Origin of the sequence: Sphingomonas trueperi (assembly GCF_040545965.1) — a bacterium.
In the GTDB taxonomy this organism is placed as follows: domain Bacteria; phylum Pseudomonadota; class Alphaproteobacteria; order Sphingomonadales; family Sphingomonadaceae; genus Sphingomonas; species Sphingomonas trueperi_C.
This window is the reverse complement of the sequence record NZ_JBEPMV010000001.1, coordinates 117,145-136,920: the sequence shown is the minus strand read 5'-3', so window position 1 is coordinate 136,920 and position 19,776 is coordinate 117,145. Positions and strand designations below refer to the sequence as shown.

The 19,776-nt window shown below is 68.7% G+C and carries 18 protein-coding genes; 15 read left to right on the top strand and 3 right to left on the bottom strand.

Annotated features, from left to right (window positions below; translation table 11 throughout):
- Positions 1-45 precede the first annotated feature (45 nt).
- From murB to ABIC35_RS00740, 7 genes are all read left to right on the top strand, one after another.
- The gene (murB, locus tag ABIC35_RS00770) at positions 46-939 is read left to right on the top strand and encodes a UDP-N-acetylmuramate dehydrogenase (RefSeq protein WP_183049430.1); all 894 of its coding nucleotides are present in this window, start codon (positions 46-48) and stop codon (positions 937-939) included.
- Entirely contained in the window at positions 936-1,856 is a 921-nt protein-coding gene (locus ABIC35_RS00765; RefSeq protein ID WP_121078289.1) for a D-alanine--D-alanine ligase, read from the top strand. Before murB ends, ABIC35_RS00765 begins: the two co-directional genes overlap by 4 nt.
- Positions 1,853-2,821 (top strand): cell division protein FtsQ/DivIB, encoded by a 969-nt coding sequence (locus ABIC35_RS00760; protein ID WP_121078287.1) that lies wholly within the window; start codon positions 1,853-1,855, stop codon positions 2,819-2,821. The genes ABIC35_RS00765 and ABIC35_RS00760 overlap by 4 nt, the downstream gene beginning before the upstream one ends.
- Entirely contained in the window at positions 2,821-4,083 is a 1,263-nt protein-coding gene (gene ftsA, locus ABIC35_RS00755; protein WP_064313874.1) for a cell division protein FtsA, read from the top strand. The genes ABIC35_RS00760 and ftsA overlap by 1 nt, the downstream gene beginning before the upstream one ends.
- 112 nt (positions 4,084-4,195) lie before the next feature.
- Positions 4,196-5,680, top strand: coding sequence for a cell division protein FtsZ (gene ftsZ, locus ABIC35_RS00750; RefSeq protein ID WP_121078285.1), 1,485 nt, complete (start codon positions 4,196-4,198; stop codon positions 5,678-5,680).
- Between the two features lie 84 nt (positions 5,681-5,764).
- The gene (locus ABIC35_RS00745) at positions 5,765-7,549 is read left to right on the top strand and encodes an SPOR domain-containing protein (RefSeq protein WP_121078283.1); all 1,785 of its coding nucleotides are present in this window, start codon (positions 5,765-5,767) and stop codon (positions 7,547-7,549) included.
- A gap of 38 nt (positions 7,550-7,587) precedes the next feature.
- Positions 7,588-8,754 (top strand): deoxyguanosinetriphosphate triphosphohydrolase, encoded by a 1,167-nt coding sequence (locus ABIC35_RS00740; RefSeq protein WP_121078281.1) that lies wholly within the window; start codon positions 7,588-7,590, stop codon positions 8,752-8,754.
- A gap of 15 nt (positions 8,755-8,769) precedes the next feature.
- Here ABIC35_RS00740 and ABIC35_RS00735 read toward each other — a convergent pair whose 3' ends face one another.
- Positions 8,770-9,675 (bottom strand): hypothetical protein, encoded by a 906-nt coding sequence (locus tag ABIC35_RS00735; protein WP_147425898.1) that lies wholly within the window; start codon positions 9,673-9,675, stop codon positions 8,770-8,772.
- Positions 9,676-9,768: 93 nt separating this feature from the next.
- The gene (locus tag ABIC35_RS00730; protein ID WP_121078277.1) at positions 9,769-10,584 is read right to left on the bottom strand and encodes a TorF family putative porin; all 816 of its coding nucleotides are present in this window, start codon (positions 10,582-10,584) and stop codon (positions 9,769-9,771) included.
- 258 nt (positions 10,585-10,842) lie between these two features.
- Here ABIC35_RS00730 and ABIC35_RS00725 point away from each other — a divergent pair, with 258 nt between their 5' ends.
- Positions 10,843-11,106 (top strand): hypothetical protein, encoded by a 264-nt coding sequence (locus ABIC35_RS00725; protein WP_121078275.1) that lies wholly within the window; start codon positions 10,843-10,845, stop codon positions 11,104-11,106.
- Between the two features lie 91 nt (positions 11,107-11,197).
- Here ABIC35_RS00725 and ABIC35_RS00720 read toward each other — a convergent pair whose 3' ends face one another.
- Positions 11,198-11,479: a hypothetical protein gene (locus tag ABIC35_RS00720; protein WP_093297561.1), complete on the bottom strand. Its 282-nt coding sequence runs from the start codon at positions 11,477-11,479 to the stop codon at positions 11,198-11,200.
- Between the two features lie 239 nt (positions 11,480-11,718).
- Between ABIC35_RS00720 and ABIC35_RS00715 the strand changes: the two genes are divergently transcribed.
- From ABIC35_RS00715 to nagZ, 7 genes are all read left to right on the top strand, one after another.
- Positions 11,719-13,209, top strand: coding sequence for a DUF1800 domain-containing protein (locus tag ABIC35_RS00715; RefSeq protein WP_121078273.1), 1,491 nt, complete (start codon positions 11,719-11,721; stop codon positions 13,207-13,209).
- Positions 13,210-13,213: 4 nt separating this feature from the next.
- Positions 13,214-14,368 carry a DUF1501 domain-containing protein gene (locus ABIC35_RS00710; protein WP_183049429.1) on the top strand — a complete coding sequence of 385 codons (1,155 nt, stop codon included), beginning with the start codon at positions 13,214-13,216 and terminating at the stop codon, positions 14,366-14,368.
- 769 nt (positions 14,369-15,137) lie between these two features.
- Positions 15,138-15,557 (top strand): DNA/RNA non-specific endonuclease, encoded by a 420-nt coding sequence (locus tag ABIC35_RS00705; protein ID WP_121079533.1) that lies wholly within the window; start codon positions 15,138-15,140, stop codon positions 15,555-15,557.
- Positions 15,547-15,960, top strand: a complete 414-nt coding sequence (locus ABIC35_RS00700) for a hypothetical protein (protein WP_121078271.1) — start codon at positions 15,547-15,549, stop codon at positions 15,958-15,960. Before ABIC35_RS00705 ends, ABIC35_RS00700 begins: the two co-directional genes overlap by 11 nt.
- 202 nt (positions 15,961-16,162) lie before the next feature.
- The gene (gene argS, locus ABIC35_RS00695) at positions 16,163-17,887 is read left to right on the top strand and encodes an arginine--tRNA ligase (RefSeq protein WP_121078269.1); all 1,725 of its coding nucleotides are present in this window, start codon (positions 16,163-16,165) and stop codon (positions 17,885-17,887) included.
- Entirely contained in the window at positions 17,887-18,606 is a 720-nt protein-coding gene (locus ABIC35_RS00690; RefSeq protein WP_354278161.1) for an SPOR domain-containing protein, read from the top strand. The genes argS and ABIC35_RS00690 overlap by 1 nt, the downstream gene beginning before the upstream one ends.
- 41 nt (positions 18,607-18,647) lie before the next feature.
- Positions 18,648-19,652, top strand: coding sequence for a beta-N-acetylhexosaminidase (nagZ, locus tag ABIC35_RS00685; protein WP_121078267.1), 1,005 nt, complete (start codon positions 18,648-18,650; stop codon positions 19,650-19,652).
- The last annotated feature ends 124 nt before the right edge of the window (positions 19,653-19,776 follow it).

The window sequence follows — 19,776 nt, the reverse complement described above, 5'->3', positions numbered from 1 at the left end:
GTCATGCCCCACCCCCAACCCCTCCCCTGAAGGGGAGGGGCTTTGATGTCGGACATGCCCCCCGTTCGCGGCAAACTCACGCCGAACGCCCCGCTCGCGCCGCTCGTATGGTTCAAGAGCGGCGGCGCGGCGGAATGGCTGTTCGAGCCGGCCGATGCCCACGATCTTGCGAGCTTCCTCGCCGCGCTCGATCCCGCGACCCCGGTGATGGGCCTCGGCCTCGGCTCGAACATGATCGTCCGCGACGGCGGCGTGCCCGGCGTGGTGATCCGCCTCGGCAAGGTCTTCGCCGCGGTCGAGCAGATCGACGAGACCACCCTGCGCTGCGGCGGCGGGGCATCGGGCATCCTCGTTTCCTCCAAGGCGCGCGATTGGGGGATTGGCGGCATCGAGTTTCTGCGCTCGATCCCCGGCACGGTCGGCGGCTTCGTGCGGATGAACGGCGGCGCCTATGGCCGCGAGACCTGCGACATCCTTGTGGAATGCGAGGTCGTGCTCCGCTCGGGCGAGCGTCGCGTGCTAAGCAATGCCGATCTCGGCTACACCTATCGCCACAGCAGCCTGCCCGAGGGCGCGATCGTGGTCAGCGCCACCTTCCGCGGCTTCCCCAAGCCTTCGGAGGACATTCAGGCCGAGATGGACCGCATCGCCGCCGCGCGCGAGGAATCGCAGCCGCTGCGCTCGAAGACCGGCGGTTCGACCTTCAAGAATCCCGAGGGGCACAAGGCTTGGGCGCTGGTCGATGCGGCCGGCTGCCGGGGCCTGCGCCGCGGCGACGCGCAGGTCAGCGAGAAGCATTGCAACTTCCTCCTCAACCTGGGGGAAGCGACCAGCGCCGATATCGAGGCGCTGGGCGAGGACGTCCGCGCACGCGTGAAGGCGCAGTCGGGCGTGGAACTGGAATGGGAAATTCAGCGCGTGGGTGTTGCGGGTAAATGACGGAAACTCTTCACATCGCCGTATTGATGGGCGGCTGGTCGGCTGAGCGGGAAGTGTCGCTGATGTCGGGTAACGGCGTCGCCGATGCGCTGGAGAGCCTGGGCCACCGCGTCACCCGGATCGACATGGACCGGAACGTCGCCACCAAGCTCGCCGAGGCGAAGCCGGACGTGGTGTTCAACGCGCTCCACGGTACGCCGGGCGAGGATGGCAGCGTGCAGGGCATGCTCGATCTGATGGGCATCCGCTATACTCACTCGGGTATGGTCACCTCGGTCATCGCGATCGACAAGCAGCTGACCAAGCAGGCGCTGGTGCCGCAGGGCATCCCGATGCCGGGCGGTCGCATGGTGTCGCGCGAGGAGCTGTACCGGCAGGATCCGCTGCCGCGCCCTTACGTGCTGAAGCCGGTCAACGAGGGCTCGTCGGTGGGCGTGGCGATCGTCACCACCGAGAGCAATGTCGGCAACCCGATCCACCCCGATGCGCGCGGGCCCTGGCAGGAGTTCGACGAACTGCTGGCCGAGCCGTTCATCCGCGGGCGCGAGCTGACCACCGCGGTGCTGGGCGACCAGGCGCTGGGCGTGACCGAGCTCAAGCCCAAGAACGGCTTCTACGATTACGACGCCAAGTATACGGATGGCCTCACCGAGCATGTCTTCCCGGCGCAGATCCCCGACGATGTCTCCGAGGCGTGCAAGCGGATCGCGCTCGATGCGCATCGGCTGCTCGGCTGCAAGGGCGCCTCGCGCGCCGATTTCCGCTGGGACGATACGGAAGGCGTCGACGGGCTGTTCCTGCTCGAGGTCAACACCCAGCCGGGCATGACCCCGCTCAGCCTGGTGCCCGAACAGGCGCGCCATCTCGGCATCGACTATGCTAGTCTCGTGCAACGGATCGTCGAGGAGGCATTGTGAGCCGCAGGCCCGCCCAAGCGCAGCGCGCGACCACAAGGCGCGGCGAGAAGCCGAAGCCGCGCGGCACCGCGCGCCGGCCGCAGCGGGCGGGCGTGCTCGACCAGGCGATTGCGGGCCTGCCGATGAGCCCGGAGACGCTGCACAAGGTCACCACCTGGAGCATCGTCGGCGCAGTCGCCGCGGTGGTGCTGACCGTCGGCATCCTCGCGGGCGTGCCGCAGATGATCGGCGTCGGTTTCGCGCAGGCGGTGGGCGATGCCGGCCTCAAGGTCGACGAGATCCAGATCGATGGGCTCAAGCGGATGGACCGCGCGACGGTCTATGAGCAGGTGCTCGACCAGGACTCGCGCGCGATGCCGCTGGTCAATCTGGAAGACGTGCGCCAGCGGCTGCTGAAGTTCCCCTGGGTGAAGGATGCGCGCGTTTCGCGGCGGCTGCCGTCGACGCTGCACATCGCGATCGAGGAGCGGACCCCCGCCGCGGTCTGGCAGAACCACGGCCAGCTGATGCTGATCGATCCCTCGGGTGTGCCGCTGGAGCCGGTCTCGCCGGAGGCGATGCCCGATCTGCCGCTGCTGATCGGCGAGGGCGCCAACACCCAGGAAGCCGCGCGTAAGCATCTGCTGGAGACGCAGCCGGGCCTCAAGCCGCTGGTGAAAGCCACCAGCTGGGTCGGCAATCGGCGCTGGGATCTGTTCTTCACCTCGGGTGAAAAGCTGCAGCTGCCCGAGGGCGAGGACGAGGCGATCGCCGCGCTGAAGAAGTTCGTCGCGATCGACGGAACGCAGCGGCTGCTGGGCCGCGGCTATGTCGGATTTGACATGCGCGACGCAAACAAGTTGGTTGTGCGTCGGCAGGGCGTGATCGAGCCGCCGCCGCCGGTCTCCACCGCGCCGACGGCTGCACCGAGCGCTCCAACGAATACAACGCCGCCGCCGGCGGGCACCGGCACGGGGGAAGGCTAATGGCGAAAGTAGCACCCGAAGGGTTGATCACCGCGCTGGACGTGGGATCGTCGAAGGTCTCCGCGCTGATCGCGCAGCGGACCGACGAGGGCAATTTGATCGTGCTCGGCACCGGCCAGCGCGAGAGCCGGGGCGTGAAGCGCGGCTATGTCGCCGACATGCACGCCACCGAGATCGCGATACGCGAGGCGGTGGAGCAGGCCGAGCGCATCGCCGGGTTCAACATCGAGGATGTGTGGGTCAGCTTCTCGGCGGGCGGGCTGGTCTCCAGCGTCGTCAAGGTCGAGGCGGATCTGGGCGGCCACCGGGTCGAGCAGGCCGATATCGACGATCTGCTCAAGGCCGGGCGCGGCGCGATCGATCCGCAGGGGCGGATGGTGCTCCACGCGCAGCCGACGCGCTACACGGTGGACGGGCTGGGCGGCGTCAAGCGGCCGCTGGGGCTGCATGCCGATCGTCTGGGCGTCGACGTGCATGTCGTCACCACCGATGGCTCGCCGGTGCGCAATCTCGACCTGTGCGTCCGCTCGGCGCATCTGGAGGTCCGCTCGATCATCGCGGCGCCGGTCGCGACGGGCCTTGCCTGCCTGACCGAGGAAGAGCGCGAACTGGGCGTCGCCCTGGTCGAGATAGGTGCGGGCGTGACCAACGTCTCCGTATTCGCGCAGGGCGTGCTGGCCGGGCTGGCCTCGATCCCGATGGGATCGGCCGACATCACCGACGACATCGCCGCCGCCTTCGGCACCGCGCGTGCCTGGGCGGAGCGGACCAAATGCTTCCACGGCTCGGCCAATCTTTCCCCGCGCGACAATCGCGAGACGATCGACGTCGCACCCGCGACCGCGGACGAGGGCATCGAAGGGCCGCGCATCACCAAGGCGGCCCTCAACACGGTCATTCGCCAGCGGCTGGAGCGGATCGTCGCCGAGATCCAGAAGGAGCTGAAGAAGCTCAACTTCCAGGAGCCGGTGGGCCGCCAGATCGTGCTGACCGGCGGCGGTGCCGAGCTCGCGGGAATCGCCGACTATGCCCAGCAGGCGCTGGGCAATGCGGTCCGCGTCGGGCGGCCGCGGGGGCTGCTCGCCATGCCCAATGCGCATGCCGGTCCGGCCTTCTCGACGCTGGCCGGGCTCACCCAGTTCGCCGCGGCCGATCCGATCGACCTTCGCACCCTGGAGCCCAGCCGGCACCAGCTGGTGACGCGGGCGAGCCCGGGCGCGCTTTTCCAGCGGTTGATCGCGGCGTTCCGGGCGAATTATTGAAGAAAAGCGGGTGTCGGGGTGCTAGGGATGGCTGGAGTCGTCGCTTCGCTTCGTGCATCAGAGAATATCAGGCTGTGCAGCGTGCGCGTGCGCTGCCACGGGAGACCATAGAATGAGTATCGATTTCCTTCCGCCCGACGTGGACGAACTGACGCCGAAGATTGCGGTGATCGGGGTAGGCGGCGCTGGCGGCAATGCCATCGCCAACATGATCCGCGCCGAGGTGCAGGGCGTCGAGTTCCTGGTCGCCAATACCGATGCGCAGGCGCTGAAGCAGTCGGTCGCCCCGCAGCGCATCCAGCTGGGTGCGAAGATCACCCAGGGCCTGGGCGCGGGCTCGCGGCCCGAGATCGGCCGTGCGGCGGCGGAAGAGACGATCGAGCAGGTCCAGCAGTCGCTCGAAGGCGCGCACATGTGCTTCATCGCCGCCGGCATGGGCGGCGGCACCGGCACCGGTGCCGCTCCGGTCATCGCCAAGGCGGCGCGCGAGATGGGCATCCTGACCGTCGGCGTGGTGACGAAGCCGTTCGCCTTCGAGGGCAAGCGCCGCGCGCAGTCGGCCGAGGCGGGCATCGAAGAGCTCCAGAAGTATGTCGATACGCTGATCGTCATCCCGAACCAGAACCTCTTCCTGATCGCCAATGCGAACACGACCTTCAAGGAAGCGTTCGAGATGGCCGACGAGGTGCTGCAGCAGGGCGTGCGCGGCATCACCGACCTGATGGTGATGCCCGGCCTGATCAACCTCGACTTCGCCGACGTCCGTTCGGTGATGCAGGAGATGGGCAAGGCGATGATGGGCACCGGTGAGGCGGACGGCGACGACCGCGCGCTGATCGCTGCCCAGAAGGCGATCGCCAACCCGCTGCTCGACGGTGTGAGCATGAACGGCGCCAAGGGCGTGATCGTCTCGATCACCGGCGGCGAGGACATGCGCCTGCTCGAGGTGGACGAAGCCGCGAACCATATCCGCGAGCTGGTCGACCCGGATGCGAACATCATCTGGGGTTCGGCGTTCAATTCCGAGCTCGAAGGCCGCATCCGCGTGTCGGTGGTCGCCACCGGTATCGACGCGAATGTCGAGAACCGCCCGGCCGCGCCGGCCGAGCAGCCGCGCGTCTTCTCCTTCTCCACGCCGCGCCGCACCACCGCGGCCGCTGCGCCGGAGCCGGTAGCGGCACCTGCGCCGGCACCCGCCGCGCCCGAGCCCGCACCCGTGCCGGTCGCCGAGGAAGCACCGGCACCTGCGCCCGTCGCGCCGGCCCCCGAGCCGGTCGCTGCCGCGCCTGCGCCGGCGCCCGAGCCGACCCCGCCGGCCCCGGCCTCGGACGAGCTGCTGCTCGGCGCCGACACGATGGTCCCGGCGCCGACGCCCGCACCGGCCGCTGCGCCCGCACCGGCCCCCGAGGCGCCGGCCGGCCGCCGTCGCTGGCTGACCGGCGGCGACGACGATGCCGATGCCCGCCCGCGTCCCAAGACCGGCGGCACGCTGTTCGAGCGCATGGCCTCGGCCTCGCGTGGCACCAAGGCCGCCGAGGAAGAGGACAAGGATCCGCTCGACATCCCGCGGTTCCTGCGCAGCCAGAACAACCAGTAAGGCGCAGGGGTGGCACGGTTCGCCGGGCCACCCCTTGCCCCGTCAGCGGCGGTTCAGCGCCGCGGCTCTAGCGGTTAGCCCGACATGATCAGCAAGAAACATCTCGGCATCGGCGCCTTCGCGTCGGCGCTGCTCCTCGGCGCACATCCGGCGCTCGCGCAGAACGAAGTGGTGCAGGCGCACAATCCCGATGCCGATGCGCTCGCCACGCAGATGCGCGTGCTCGCCGAGAACCCGCGCGACATCGAGGCGCTGGTCGCGGCGGCGCGGCTGAGCACGCGGCTGGGCGATCTGTCGGGCGCGTTGGCGCTGCTCCAGCGGGCGGAAGACATCGAGGCGACCAATCCGCGCATTGCCAGCAACCGCGCCGCGGTGCTGGTGCGGCAGGGGCGCCCGGGCGAGGCGCTGAAGCTGTTCCAGCAGGCGGAATCGCGCGGCGTCGATCCGCGCGAGTTCGCCGCCGATCGCGGCTTCGCCTATGATCTGCTCGGCCAGCCGCTGCTCGCCCAGCGTGATTACAAGCTGGCGCTGGCGACGAGGCGCGAGAACGACGTGGTGCGGCACTATGCGCTGTCGCTGGGTATCAGCGGCGACCGTGCAGGGGCGGAGCGCGAGCTCGACGCGCTGCTCCGCGCGCAGGACCGTGCGGCATGGCGCGACCGCGCGTTCATCCTGGCGATGAACGGCGATGTCGCGGGCGCCGAGAAGATCGCGGGCACGGTGCTGCCCGGCGCGGCGGGGAAGAACCTGCTGCCCTTCTTCCGACGCATCGCGACGCTGGGTCCTGCCGACCGTGCCTTTGCGGTGCATTTCGGCGAGCTGACCCCGACGCCCGCGCGGCTTGCCGATGCGCGGATGGCGCCGTCGCTGCCGGCCTATACCGGCCCCGCGCCCGTGCAGATCACGCAGACTGCGCCGGTGGCGCCTGCCACCGCACCGGTGCGCACGGATACGCGCGGGCGTCGCGGTGCTTCGACGCCGAAGACCGCCCCGGTGCAGGTCGCCAAGGCCGACGTGGCGCCCGTCGCCCGTGCCGTGCCAAGCCAGCCCGCGCTCCAGCCGGCAGCGCCGCAACCGACGCCCACGCCCCAACCGACCTGGCAACCCACGCCGGTGCCACAGCCGAGCCCCGCACCCCGGCCGATCGTTCAGCCGACCCCGGCGCGGCAGCCCGAGGTCCGCTACGTCGCGCCCGCGAATTCGCCGCTCGCCTCGATCATCGCGAATATCGACGTGCCCGCCAGCGAGCGCACATCCGCGGCCCGCGCGACCACCGTCGCGCCGAAGCCGGTCGTCGCCGCCAAGCCGACCGTCACCGTCCGGCCCAAGCCCGAGCCCAAGCGGCCGGTCGTCGCGGACGAGGAAGAGGCCAAGCCCGCCAAGCCCGGCGCTCGGAAGGGTGCCAAGGCAGAGGACGAGGCGGACGCCAAGCCGGTCAAGCCGGGCGCCAAGAAGGGTGCGCGTGGCGAAGAGGAGGCCGACGCCAAGCCCACCAAGCCCGGCACCAAGAAGGGCGCCAAGCCCGCGGACGACGAGGACGCCAAGCCGGGCAAGGGCAAGAAGCCCGAGCCCAAAAAGCCGGATCCGAAAAAGGCCGATCCCGAGCGCGTCTGGGTGCAGGTGGCGAGCGGCGCCAACGAATCCACCGTCGACCGCGCCTGGAAGGGCGTCGCGGCCAAGTCGCCCAAGCTGCTCAAGGCGCGCGGCGGCTGGTGGATGCCGTTCAAGGCGACCAACCGCATCGTCACCGGCCCGTTCAAGACCAGCGGCGAGGCGCAGGCCTTCGTCAACAAGCTGGCGGGGGAGGGCGTCTCGGCGTTCGTCGTCATCAGCGAGGCCGGGCAGAAGGTCACCAAGATCGCGCCTTGACCCTTCGCAAGGCCGTCCGGCTGGGCTAGGGCGCGCGGGTGAAACAGCTTTCCTCCTGGGCCTGTACGCCCGACCGGACGCGCGGCCGCCTGCACCCCGAAGCTGGGGGCGGCGCGCGCGGCCCGCGCGACGCCTTCCAGCGCGACCGCGACCGGATCATCCATTCGATCAGCTTCCGCCGGCTGCGCCACAAGACGCAGGTGTTCCTCGCCCCCGATGGCGACCATTTCCGCGTGCGGCTGACCCACAGCCTGGAGGTGGCGCAGATCGGCCGCGCCATCGCCCGAGCGCTGGGGCTGAACGAGGATCTCACCGAGGCCCTGTGCCTGGCGCACGATATCGGCCACCCGCCCTTCGGCCATGCCGGCGAGGATGCGCTGGAGGCGGCGCTGGCGGGGAAAGGCGGGTTCGACCATAACGGCCATACGCTCCGCACGCTGACCCTGCTCGACAGCCCCTATCCTTCGTGGAACGGGCTGAACCTGACCTGGGACACGTTGGAGGGCCTCGCCAAGCACAATGGTCCCATCCACGAGCCGCAATGGGCGCTGGCGGCGGCGGATGCCGAATTCCCGCTCGAGCTGGACAGCTGGCCCTCGCTCGAGGCGCAGGTGGCGGCGATCGCCGACGACATCGCCTATGACAATCACGACATCGACGACGGGCTGCGTGCCGGGCTGCTGACGCTCGACCAGATTATGGCCGTGCCGATGATCGCCGCGGCCTGGGCCGATGTGCAGGCGCGGTTCCCGGGCGTATCCTCCAAGCGGCTGACCGGCGAGCTGATCCGCTCGCAGATCGGGCTGATGGTCAACGACTTCATCGGCGAAACCAAGGCGCGGATCGCGGATTCGGGCGTGGAGACGGTCGACGATGTGCGGAAGGCCGGGCGCTGCCTGGCGGGCTTCTCGCCCGCGATGCGCGATGCCGAGCGCGGGCTGAAGCGGTTCATGTATGCGAACCTCTACCACCATCCGAGCCAGCTGGCGGCGGCGGCATCGGCACGGCAAGTCGTGTCCGGGCTGTTCGCGGGCTATGCCGCGGACCCGGCGCTGATGCCGGTGGAATGGCGCGACGCGCTGCCCGCGGAAGAGCCGTGGCGCAGCCGTCATATCGGCGACTTCATCGCGGGGATGACCGACCGCTACGCTATTGCCCGTTATCGCGAGGTGTGTGGCACGATCGACCTGCCCGAGGGGTTCTAAACCTTCAGCGGACGATCAGCGTGCGCTCTTCAGATAACCGCTGATCTGCGCGTCGAAGCGGCGGGCCGCACCTGCTGCCGGATCCGAGCTTCGGGCCAGCGCTACGAGCGCGTGGCGGGCGATGGCACCGTGGCGCTTGCTGGCGAACAGCGCCAGTCCGTTCTCGGCGACGGTGGGATCATAGTCGGTCGCCCCGGCGATGCAGACGACATAGCGCACGACATTGTCGAGCGCCCCCGCATCGAGGGGCACCGTCTCCACGCTGTCGCTGCCGGCCAGTGCCTTTGGATAGCGGGCGTAGAAGGCGTCGACCAGCGCGTTGCCCACCTTGCCCTCGGCCTTGAGCGCCGCGCAGCTCGGCAGCGGCAGGCCTGTCGTGGGCGAGACGCTGGAGGTGGTCGCATGCTTTGCCTGAGAAGGTCGGAGCATCGGCAGCAGTGCGTCGTAGCGCGCGGCGCACTGCTGCACGGGATGCGCACGGCAGCTGATCGCGCGGCTTCTGGCCCAAGTAGCGTCGCCTTTTGGAGACACGGCGGCGGTGGTCGTATGTGGCAAGGCACCGGATAGTAGCTCCGCGCGTCGCTGTGCAACGTGCACGGCTTGATGCGCGAAGAGCACGCGCGCCGCCTCGCCGCCGGACTGCGCCGCATCGTCTCCCAATTGGCGGAGTGCGGCGCGAAAGGCGGTGGCGGCCTCGGGTGTGTCGACCGGTTGTCCGGCAGCCGCAATGGCGACATCGGCGCAGGCAATCAGCGCCGCCGCATTGCCGGCAGCACGGTTGCGGCACGCCGCGTAGGCGGACTCGCCGCTGCTCGCGCGCGTCGATGTGCGCGCGGCATCGTTGGCAAGCACCTCGGCGGCGGGACTGCCGCATCCGGCAAGCGCTAGGGCCAGGACGAGGGTGGGTCCGCAACGGCGCATGCCGTTGATCTATCGGCTCTACGCCGCACGGTAAAGCGCGGGCGTAGGAGCCTTGCCGGGGCTCTCTGCGCACGCGAGAGCCCCGGCGCGCGCTCAGAACGCTGCGCTCACCGAAAACACCACCTGGCTGCCCGCGATGGTCGAGCCGTCCTTGGAGCTCGAGAAATTGGGCAGCAGATATGCGCTGTCGCGCTTGGTGATGCTGGTATCGACATAGGCGACGCCGAGCACCACCTTGCCCAGCGCCAGATCCGCACCGACAAGCCAGTCGGCATAGCTGCCGGTCGGCGCGACGCTGGTGCCGTTGGGGCCGAGGCCCTTGTTGCCGTCCGAATAGCCGAGATGCGCCTTGAGCGTGATCGGCGTGCTCGGCACCGCGGTGCTGACGTCCCCCCAGAGGTAGAGATTGTCTTCCTTGTCGCCCTCGCGGCTCTCGGGCGTATTGCTCCAGTTGCCGAGCGCCTGCTGCGGCGGGGCATAGGCGACACCGGCGAGCGCGGAGACGGGGCCGATGCTGCCGCTCAGCTTGACATAGGGCTCGGCGAAGTCGGTCTTGGAGGCGCCGCCCGGATACATGTACCAGGTGAGCCCCACGTCGAGCGCCGCGCCGCCGCCGATCGGCAGCTTGTAGCCGCCGACCACGTCCAGCTCCATATTAGCGCCGCCGAACGTCCCCCAGCCCGAGAGGTTCGAGCCCCAGAGCGAGCCGTAGAGGCCGCTTTCATGGCTGACGGTAAGGCCGCCCTGGATCGCCATTTCCTTGTCGGTCTGCGAGACGCCGCGGAAGCGATAGTCGGAGACGAGCGCGACGCTGCCGGAGACGGTGACGGGTGGGGGCGGGGCGGTTTCCTGCGCAAAAGCGGGCGCGGACAGGCCGAGCAGGGCTGCGGCGGCAAGACGGATCTTCATGGAAACTTTCCTCTCGGGTGCGAGTGAAAGTTCCAGCCTGCGCCGGCGCGGCGACCCGTTCTCAAGGACGAGCCTGTCGCTCCGATAGTGCATCTTCGCGCCGCAGCATTGCCGCTTCTTGGCTCGATTGTAAGAAAAGGTTGCTGAACGCCATCCTGCTACAGCAGCAACCTTTTGTTACTGCGCCGCAAGCGTGTTGAAACGGCGAAGGTATATTTCCTTCATGCAAGAACTACCGCACGATGAAGGAACGCCACCATGAAGCTCGCAACCATCGCACTGATCTCTGCGACCCTGGTCGCCGCGCCGGCGGCCGCCCAGTCGCTGCACGAAACCCATGAGCGGGTCTGGATGCCCGCGGGCAAGAGCCAGATCGTCACCTGGCGGATGAAGGACCACAAGCCCGCCGCCACCCAGGCGCATCACCAGGCCGGCAAGCACCAGTATCTGCCCACCCGCAAGTCCCCGGCCGAAGAGGCCCGCCGCGAGACCGGCAGCAGCACCGTCGGCGCTAGCGAATAATTTTCAGTTCCGTCCCCCCAGAACGGAAAACCCCGCGGTCGCCCAGGCGGCCGCGGGGTTCTTATTTTTCCGGGAGCCGGTGGGGCGTCGCTTAGCGCGACGCGACCTGCACCTTGGTCACCTTCGGGACGCGGAACGAGACGCGGGTGCCCGCGGCGTTGCCGTCGACCCAGCCGTTGCGCACGACGAGGCGGAAGTTCTGGTTGCCCGGCTTGGCGACGCCTTCCAGGACCTGCACATCGCCCTTGGTGGTCGAGGTGTAGGTGTAGGTCACGCCATCACGGGTGAAGCTGCGCGCGTCAGCATTGTCGGCGGCGAAAGCGGGAGCGGCGGCGAACAGGGTAGCGGCGAGTGCGATGGTGAAACGGGTCACGATCTTTCTCCTTCGTGGGTCCAAAAGAGCCAGATCGGCATCCTTCGTATGTTCTTGATAGACAATTTGTTGCGCTGCAGCAGATTCGACAACCGCAAAGCGCGGGGGTCATGATTGCAGTCCGTGCAACTGTTCGGACACGGGACGAACGGCGCGCCGATGCGACAAACCGTTGGTCGCTGGCAAACTCCTGCGACAATCGCGCGGTAGACGGAGCACCGGTCAGCGGAGTGTAGCCGATGGCGGGTATGAGTATCGCGTTGAATCGCTTCGGTTTGGGTGCGCGCCCGGACGATAGCCTGGACGCCGAGCCGCGCGCGTGGCTGGCGCAGCAGCTGGAGCGCTATGTGGCAGCACCCCCGCCGATGGCGGGGCAGCCGGCGAGCGGCACGCTGGTCGCGCAATTCGCCGCCTATCGCGAGCAGATTTCGCGGTTGCGGAAAACCGCGCCGCCGGAAGCGGCGCTATCGATATCCACCAAGCCTGCCGCTGCGATGGCGCCGCTCGTGCCGCAGCCGCCGATCGTCCAGACCGGCGACGACCCCGCCGAGGCGCTGCGCAAGCAGTTCGGCCAGCAAAGCCGCGACGTGTACAACGGCGCCGTCACCGCCCGCGCGCTCGCCGCGATCCAGTCGCCGGCACCGTTCGCCGAGCGGCTGGTGCATTTCTGGGCCAATCACTTCGCCGTCTCGGGCGACAAGATGGAGGTGACCAACCTCGCCGGCGCGTTCGAGTTCGAGGCGATCCGCCCGCACGTGATGGGCAGCTTCCGCGACATGCTGTTCGCGGTGGAGCGCCACCCGGCGATGCTGCTGTTCCTCGACCAGGCGGTGTCGGTGGGGCCGAACAGCCCGCTGGCGGTGCGCGCCGGCAACCGGCCGAACGTGCGGCGCAACCTCGGCCTCAACGAGAATCTCGCGCGCGAGATCATGGAGCTGCACACGCTCGGCGTGCGCACCGGCTACAGTCAGGCCGACGTCACCGAGTTCGCCCGCGCGATGACCGGCTGGACGGTCGCCGGCTTCGGCCGCGGCCCCGTGGCGAAGTTCACCGGCGCCAGCGGCCGTCCGGGCGACTTCGTCTTCGCCGATGCGATGCACGAGCCCGGCACCCGTACGATCCTCGGCCAGCAATGGCCGCAGGCGGGGGAGGCGCAGGCCGCGGCGGTGCTCGACCATCTCGCCACGCACCCCGCCACCGCCCGCCATATCGCCACCAAGCTCGCCCGCCATTTCGCCGGCGACGATCCGCCGCCCAGGCTGGTCGCGCGGCTGGAGGCGAATTTCCGCAAGACCGGCGGCGACCTGCCGAGCCTCTATCGCACCCTCATCGCCTCGCCCGAATGCTGGGCGCCGGGGACGGTGAAATTCAAGTCGCCCTGGGAATGGTCGATCTCGGCGATGCGCGCGGTCGGCACCCAGCAGCTCCAGCCCAATGCGGTGCCGGGGCTGATGTATCAGCTCGGCCAGCCGGTGTGGAAGCCGGGCTCGCCGGCGGGGTGGGACGATGTCGCCGGCGCCTGGGCCGGGCCCGATGCGGTACTGCGCCGGGTGGAAGCCGCCGAGCGCATGGCGCAGCGTACGCGCGACCAGATCGACCCGCGCGCCCGCGCCGCCGCGATGTTCCCCGAGGCACTGAGTCCCGCGACCGCGCAATCGATCGCGCGGGCGGAAAGCAACAGCCAGGGGGTGGCACTGCTGCTGGTCGCACCCGAGTTCCTGCGGAGATAGCGTCATGATGCTCCACCGTCGTCAATTGCTCGCCGCCGGCGCGACCGCGCTGCTGGTCTCGCCGCTGGGCGCGCGGATGGCCTTCGCCGCCGCGCCGACCGAGCGCCGCTTCGTCTTCCTCATCCAGCGCGGCGCGGCCGACGGGCTGGGCATCGTCGCGCCCGTCGGCGATCCGGCCTATGCCGGCGCGCGCGGCGACCTAGCGGCCGATTTCGCCAGCGCGCCCAGGCTGGACGGCATGTTCGCGCTGCACCCGGCGATGGCAAACACGCTCGCGCTCTACCAGTCGAAGCAGGCGTTGTTCGTCCACGCCGTCGCCTCGCCGTACCGTGACCGCTCGCATTTCGATGGGCAAAACGTGCTCGAGACCGGCGGCGTCTCGGCCTATCAGCTCAAGGACGGCTGGATGAACCGGCTGCTCCGCCTGCTGCCCGAAGGCGACAAGGCGATCGCGCTCGCCGCCGCGGTGCCGATGGCGCTGCGCGGGAGCGTGGAGGTGGCCAGCTATGCGCCCTCCTCGCTGCCCGAGGCCTCGGACGACCTGCTCGCGCGGGTGACCGCGATGTACGAAGGCGACAAGCAGCTCCACCCGCTGTGGCAGGAGGCGATGGCGACGCGGATGCTCACCGGCGACCTCGGCAGCGACGGCGGCAAGAAGGCCGCGGACACCGGCACGCTGGCGGCCAAGCTGCTGTCGGCCCGCGGCGGTGCGCGGATCGCGATGATCGAGACCGGCGGCTGGGACACGCATTCGGGCCAGCGCGGGCGGCTGAGCGGGCAGCTCAAGGGCCTCGACGCGATGGTCGCGGCGCTGAAAGCCGGGCTGGGGCCGCATTGGGACAATACGCTGGTGGTGGTGGCGACCGAGTTCGGCCGGACGGTGAAGGCCAACGGCACCGGCGGCACCGATCACGGCACCGGGTCGGTGGCGATGCTGCTCGGCGGCGCGGTGCAGGGCGGCCGGGTGCAGGCCGACTGGCCGGGACTGGGCGATGTGGCGCTGTACGAGGGGCGCGACCTCAAGCCGACGACGGCGCTCGACGTGCTGATCGCGAGCGCGGTCTCCAGCCACTTCGCGCTGGCCCCGACGCGGACGGCGAAGGCGCTGTTCCCGGCGATGACCGCGGCGGCGGGGATGGAGGGGTTGGTGCGGGGATAGGGGGGAGGCGGATTGCTCCGCAATGGAGGAGTAATCCCACGAGGTCGTTTCGCGACCTTGACAAAGTTCCTGTTTTGTTCTACATGTTCCCGGCGGCAGACACGGGGGGATGCGCATGCAGACAGCAACGGAGCAACGGCGAGCTTTTGCAATTTGGTTGCGGACGGGGCGACATGTGCGCCTTGATGAAGACGATGCCATCGAAGTCAAGTTCAACCCTTGGCATGATCCTTCCGATGGTCGATTCACCTTCGCAGGAACTGGCAGTACCTCGGAGGGAGGCTCCGGCGTCACCCGGCAGCGGAAGCGGAAGCGTGTTCCGCCGTATGGAGACGATCCGAAGCTCGAGCCCATCAGGTCGCTTGAAGAGGCGGACGCTTGGAGAGCAAGCGAATTGGCCAAACATCCGGGGGATCCGGATTGGCGAGAAGCGATAGAGAAGCGATACCGGTACTACCTCAATTATTTCCGTCCTCCTTCTCCTCCACTGTCGTCTCCTCCGCCTCATCCGCCTTCTTTGTCTGGGGAAGGGGCATTCGTTGGTGGTGGAGGGCGCGGAGGTGGTGGAGGGTCTAGCGGCAGTTGGCGAGGGCCGCCGATCCCGAACGACGCGAGCATCGGCGCTTTAGGCGGAGGTGGGAGCTTTGGCGGTGGAGGGGCTAGCGGGAGCTGGGAGGCTCCATCTGTCGATAAGCGCTCCGCAGATACCCACAGAGATCACTCCGGTGCAGACCTGGGCAGCCAATCCGATCAGCCAACTTGGCGGCATGTGTTTCGCAACGGCTATGACTATGAAATCGACGAGCGCGAGCGAACTCGGCGAGTTTCTGGCGTGTTAGTTCTTGCGCCACCGCAGCCTCGATCGAGAAATCTTCAACGCAGTGCCGGTGGCACCGATCGCCTGCCGAAGGACGATGGCGGGCATTACATTGCGCCGCGCTTTAACGGTCCGACCGAAGCGATCAACCATTTCGCGCAGGATGCAAACGTCAACCGCGGTAAATACAGAGCTCTTGAAGATCAGTGGGCGAGGGCAAAGAAGGCGGGAAGCGCAGTAACGGTGAAGATCGTACCCCATTTTGGTGGCACGTCACAGCGGCCAAGAACCATTGACGTCGTTTTCACCATCAACGGACGTGAAAACAGTGTGAAGCTGCCGAATGAGCGGAGAGGGCATCATGGCCACTGAGGAGACGGAGCGTCTGCTGGCGCAGATCGGGCAGATGCTGGCGGCGGACCCCCTTTATGCGATTGAAAACAGCTTGCTCCAGGCTGAAGTCGATCCGGAGATGATTTCGCCCTCGATCTACAAGGATGGTGGCGATCACGTTATGTATCAACGGCCGGATCTGGATCGCTGGAGCGACGTCCTGCTCGAACTTTGGCACGCGCAAGAGGGGCCGGAGCGATGGTCAGAAATCGAATACTTCGTTCGCGACGGGCGGTTCGAGGTTGCCTACGTCTATCCGGACGATCCGAGCCGGAGCGAGGACATGATGGAGCGGCGCGAACAGGCGCTGCGTCGTTATTATGGCGACAAGCCCGTTCGGTATCCACCTTGGGAGAATAATGCGCCGTCTTACGTGCTCTGAGCTTCAGAAGGTGGCGCGCGAAGCGCGACGGAGAGGTGTCGACCCTGGTGCGGCACGCCTCCGCCTCGACGGGTGACACCCCTTCGTCAGGCCTTCGGCCTGCCACCTTCCCTTGCAGGAGAGGATCGCGAGTCCCAATAGGGATGACGGCGCCGCGCCACTGCGCTACAGCCGCCGCTCCCATTCCCCATTGGATTGCTCAATGACGCTTTATGCTCGTTTTGCCGCGCATCTGAATCTGGCTCTGGATGCGCTCGTCCTCACCGGCGATCTGCCTGCGGGGCTGGAGCGACGCGCGATCACGGTCGAGCCGCCGCGCGATCCGAGCCATGGCGATCTCGCCACCAATGCGGCGATGGTGCTCGCCAAGCCCGCCGGCACCAATCCGCGCGCGCTCGCCGAGAAGCTGGTCGCCGAGCTGGAGAAGCTGGACGAGGTCGCGGCCGTATCGGTCGCCGGCCCCGGCTTCATCAACCTGACGCTGCACGAGGACAGCTGGCGCGGCGAAGTCGCCGAGATCCTGCGCGCGGGCGCCGACTATGGCCGCTCGTCGCTGGGCGCGGGGACGACCGTCAACGTCGAGTACGTCTCGGCCAATCCGACCGGCCCGATGCACATGGGCCATTGCCGCGGCGCGGTGGTGGGCGATGCGCTGGCAAGCCTGCTGGAATATGTCGGCCACAAGGTCATCCGCGAATATTATGTCAACGACGCGGGCGGCCAGGTCGACGTGCTCGCCCGCTCGGCGCACCTGCGCTACCGCGAGGCGCTGGGCGCGACCATCGAGATCCCCGAGGGCCTCTATCCGGGCGACTATCTGAAGCCGGTCGGCGCGCAGCTCGCCGCCGATTATGGCGACAAATATGTCGACGCGCCCGAGAGCGAATGGCTGGCGCTGTTCCGCAAGACCGCGGTCGCGGCGATGCTCGTCATGATCAAGGACGATCTGGCGCTGCTCGGGATCCATCACGACCTGTTCTCGTCCGAGGCCGATCTGCAGGCCGCCGGCAAGCCGGAGCAGGCCGAGGCATGGCTGCGCGAGCGCGGCCTCGTCTATGACGGCGTGCTGGAGGCCCCCAAGGGCGAGACGCCCGAGGATTGGGAGCCGGTGGAGCTGCCGCTGTTCCGCTCGACGCAGTTTGGCGACGACCAGGACCGCCCGATCAAGAAGTCGAACGGCCAGTGGACGTACTTTGGCGCCGATCTCGCCTATCACTTCCAGAAAGCGCAGTCGGCCGACCAGCTGATCGACATCTGGGGCGCCGACCATGCCGGCACGGTGAAGCGGATCGTCGCGGCGGTGCAGGCGCTGACCGGCGGCGAGACCCGCTTCGACGTCAAGCTCGTCCAGATGGTCCGCCTGCTGCGCGCCGGCGAGCCGGTGAAGATGTCCAAGCGCGCGGGCAATTTCGTCACGCTGGCGGACGTGGTACGCGAAGTGGGCAAGGACGTGGTGCGCTTCACCATGCTCACCCGCAAGGCCGACGCCCAGATGGACTTCGACTTCGCCAAGGTGCTCGAGACGTCCAAGGAAAACCCGGTCTTCTACGTGCAGTACGCCCATGCCCGCGTGGCATCGGTGCATCGCCGCGCGGCCGAGGCCGGGATCAGCCTGGACGAGACGGCCGACCTGTCGCTGCTCGATGGGCGCGAACTGGCCGTGGCGAAGCTTGCTGCGCAGTTCCCGCGCGTGGTCGAAGCGGCGGCCAGCGCCCGCGAGCCGCACCGCATCGCCTTCTATCTCTATGATCTGGCGGCGGAATTCCACGCGCTCTACAATATGGGCAACGACTCTGCCGATCGCCGTTTCCTGATGGCCGACCAGCCGGCGCTGACCCGCGCGCGGCTGTTCCTCGGTCGCTCGATCCAGCAGGTCATCCGCAACGGCCTCGCGCTGATGGGCGTGGAGGCGGTCGAGGAGATGTGATGCCGATGCGCGGCCGGTATGACGACAGCGAGCGGCTCCCCTGGCTGGAGACGGTGGAGGAGGCCTATGAGGAGCCGCGGCAGGGCCGCGTGTTCGTTACGGTCTTCCTCGCCTTGCTCGTGCTGGGCGCGGCGGGCGGCGTCTATTACTGGCTCAAGCATCGTGCGTCGCGTGACGGCAATGGCGCGCTGATCGCGGCGCCGGCCGAGCCCTACAAGGTGCGGCCGGACACGCCGGGCGGCATGCGAGTCGACGGCGAGGGCGACATCGTCTTCCGCACCAGCCAGGGCGGGCCGAGCGAGGCGGGTATCAATGTCGGCGCGCTGCCCGAGGCGCCGGTGGAAGGGCAGAAGCCGCGCGCGACGCCGCAGACCGGCCCCAAGGCGAGCAGCAGCGCGACGCTCGCGCTGCCCGCGCCGACGATCGTCAAGCCGACGCCCACCCCCAAGGTGGCGGCCGCAAGTTCGGCAGGCGAGGGCGCAGGCGCGCTGGTCCAGCTCGGGGCCTTCCCGAGCGAGGGCGCAGCCAACATCGCCTGGACGCGCATGTCGAAGCGGTTCGCCTATCTCGCCCCGCTCGGCAAGCTGGTGGTCCCCTTCGCCACGCCCGAGGGCAAGACCGTGTACCGCCTGCGGGTGAACGCCGGCAGCAATGGCCAGGCGCGCGAGATCTGCGGCAAGCTGAAGGTCGCCGGCGAGAACTGCTTCGTCGCGAGCTGACAGGGGTTGCGGGGCGAGCCGGATCGGTTAGGCCTGCGCCTATGAAGCCCGTGATCTTCGGCCTGTCCGGCCCGACGCTTACCGACGACGAACGCGCCTTTTTCCGCGAGGCGGACCCGCTCGGCTACATCCTGTTCAAGCGCAATTGCGTGGATGCCGCCCAGATGCGGGCGCTCACCGACGAGCTGCGGAGCTTGAGCGGGCGTGGCGACCTGCCGATCCTGATCGACCAGGAGGGCGGCCGCGTCGCGCGGATGCAGCCACCGGTCTGGCCGGCCTTTCCAGCGGGCGCGGCGTTCGACGCGCTGTACGAGCGCGCGCCGATCTCGGCGATCGAGGCGGCGCGGGCGAATGGCCAGGCGCTTGCCGCGATCCTGCGCGAGGCGGGCGTGACGGTCGACTGCGCACCGTTGCTCGACGTGGCAGTGGAGGGCGGCACCCCCGCGATCGGCGATCGCGCGTTCGGGCGCGATCCGATGCGGGTGGCGGCGCTCGGGCGCGCGCTGCTCGACGGGCTGCACCGCGGCGGCGTGGTTGGCGTAATCAAGCATATGCCGGGGCATGGCCGGGCGATGGTGGACAGCCATCTGGAGTTGCCGCGGGTCAAGGCGAGCGCCGAGGAACTGGAGGCGGACCTGCTGCCGTTCCAGCGGCTGCACGACGCGCCCATGGGGATGACCGCGCATATCGTGTTCGAGGCCTGGGACGCCGAGCTGCCCGCGACGCTCTCTCCGACGGTGATCCGCGAGGTTATCCGGGGGCGGATCGCTTTCGACGGGCTGCTGTTCACCGACGATATCGACATGAAGGCGCTCTCGGGCACCGCGGGCGAAAAGGCCGAGCGCGCGCTTGCGGCGGGCTGCGACGTGGTGCTCGATTGCTGGGCGCGCATGCCCGAGATGGTGGAGATCGTATCCCGGATCCCGAATGCGCCGGCGGTGTGCCTCGATCGGCTGGTACGGGCGACGGGCTCGGTGGGCGAGGCGGAGGACGTGCCGCTCGCCGAGCTGCTGGCCAAGCGGGATGCGCTGCTGGGGCTGAGCTAGGCCTTAGCCCCTCCCCTTTAGGGGAGGGGTTGGGGTGGGGCAGTGTCTCACCGAGACCAACTTCTGGTCTGGAATCCCTCCACCCCCAACCCCTCCTCCAAGGAGGAGGGGCTTATTGTTGCTC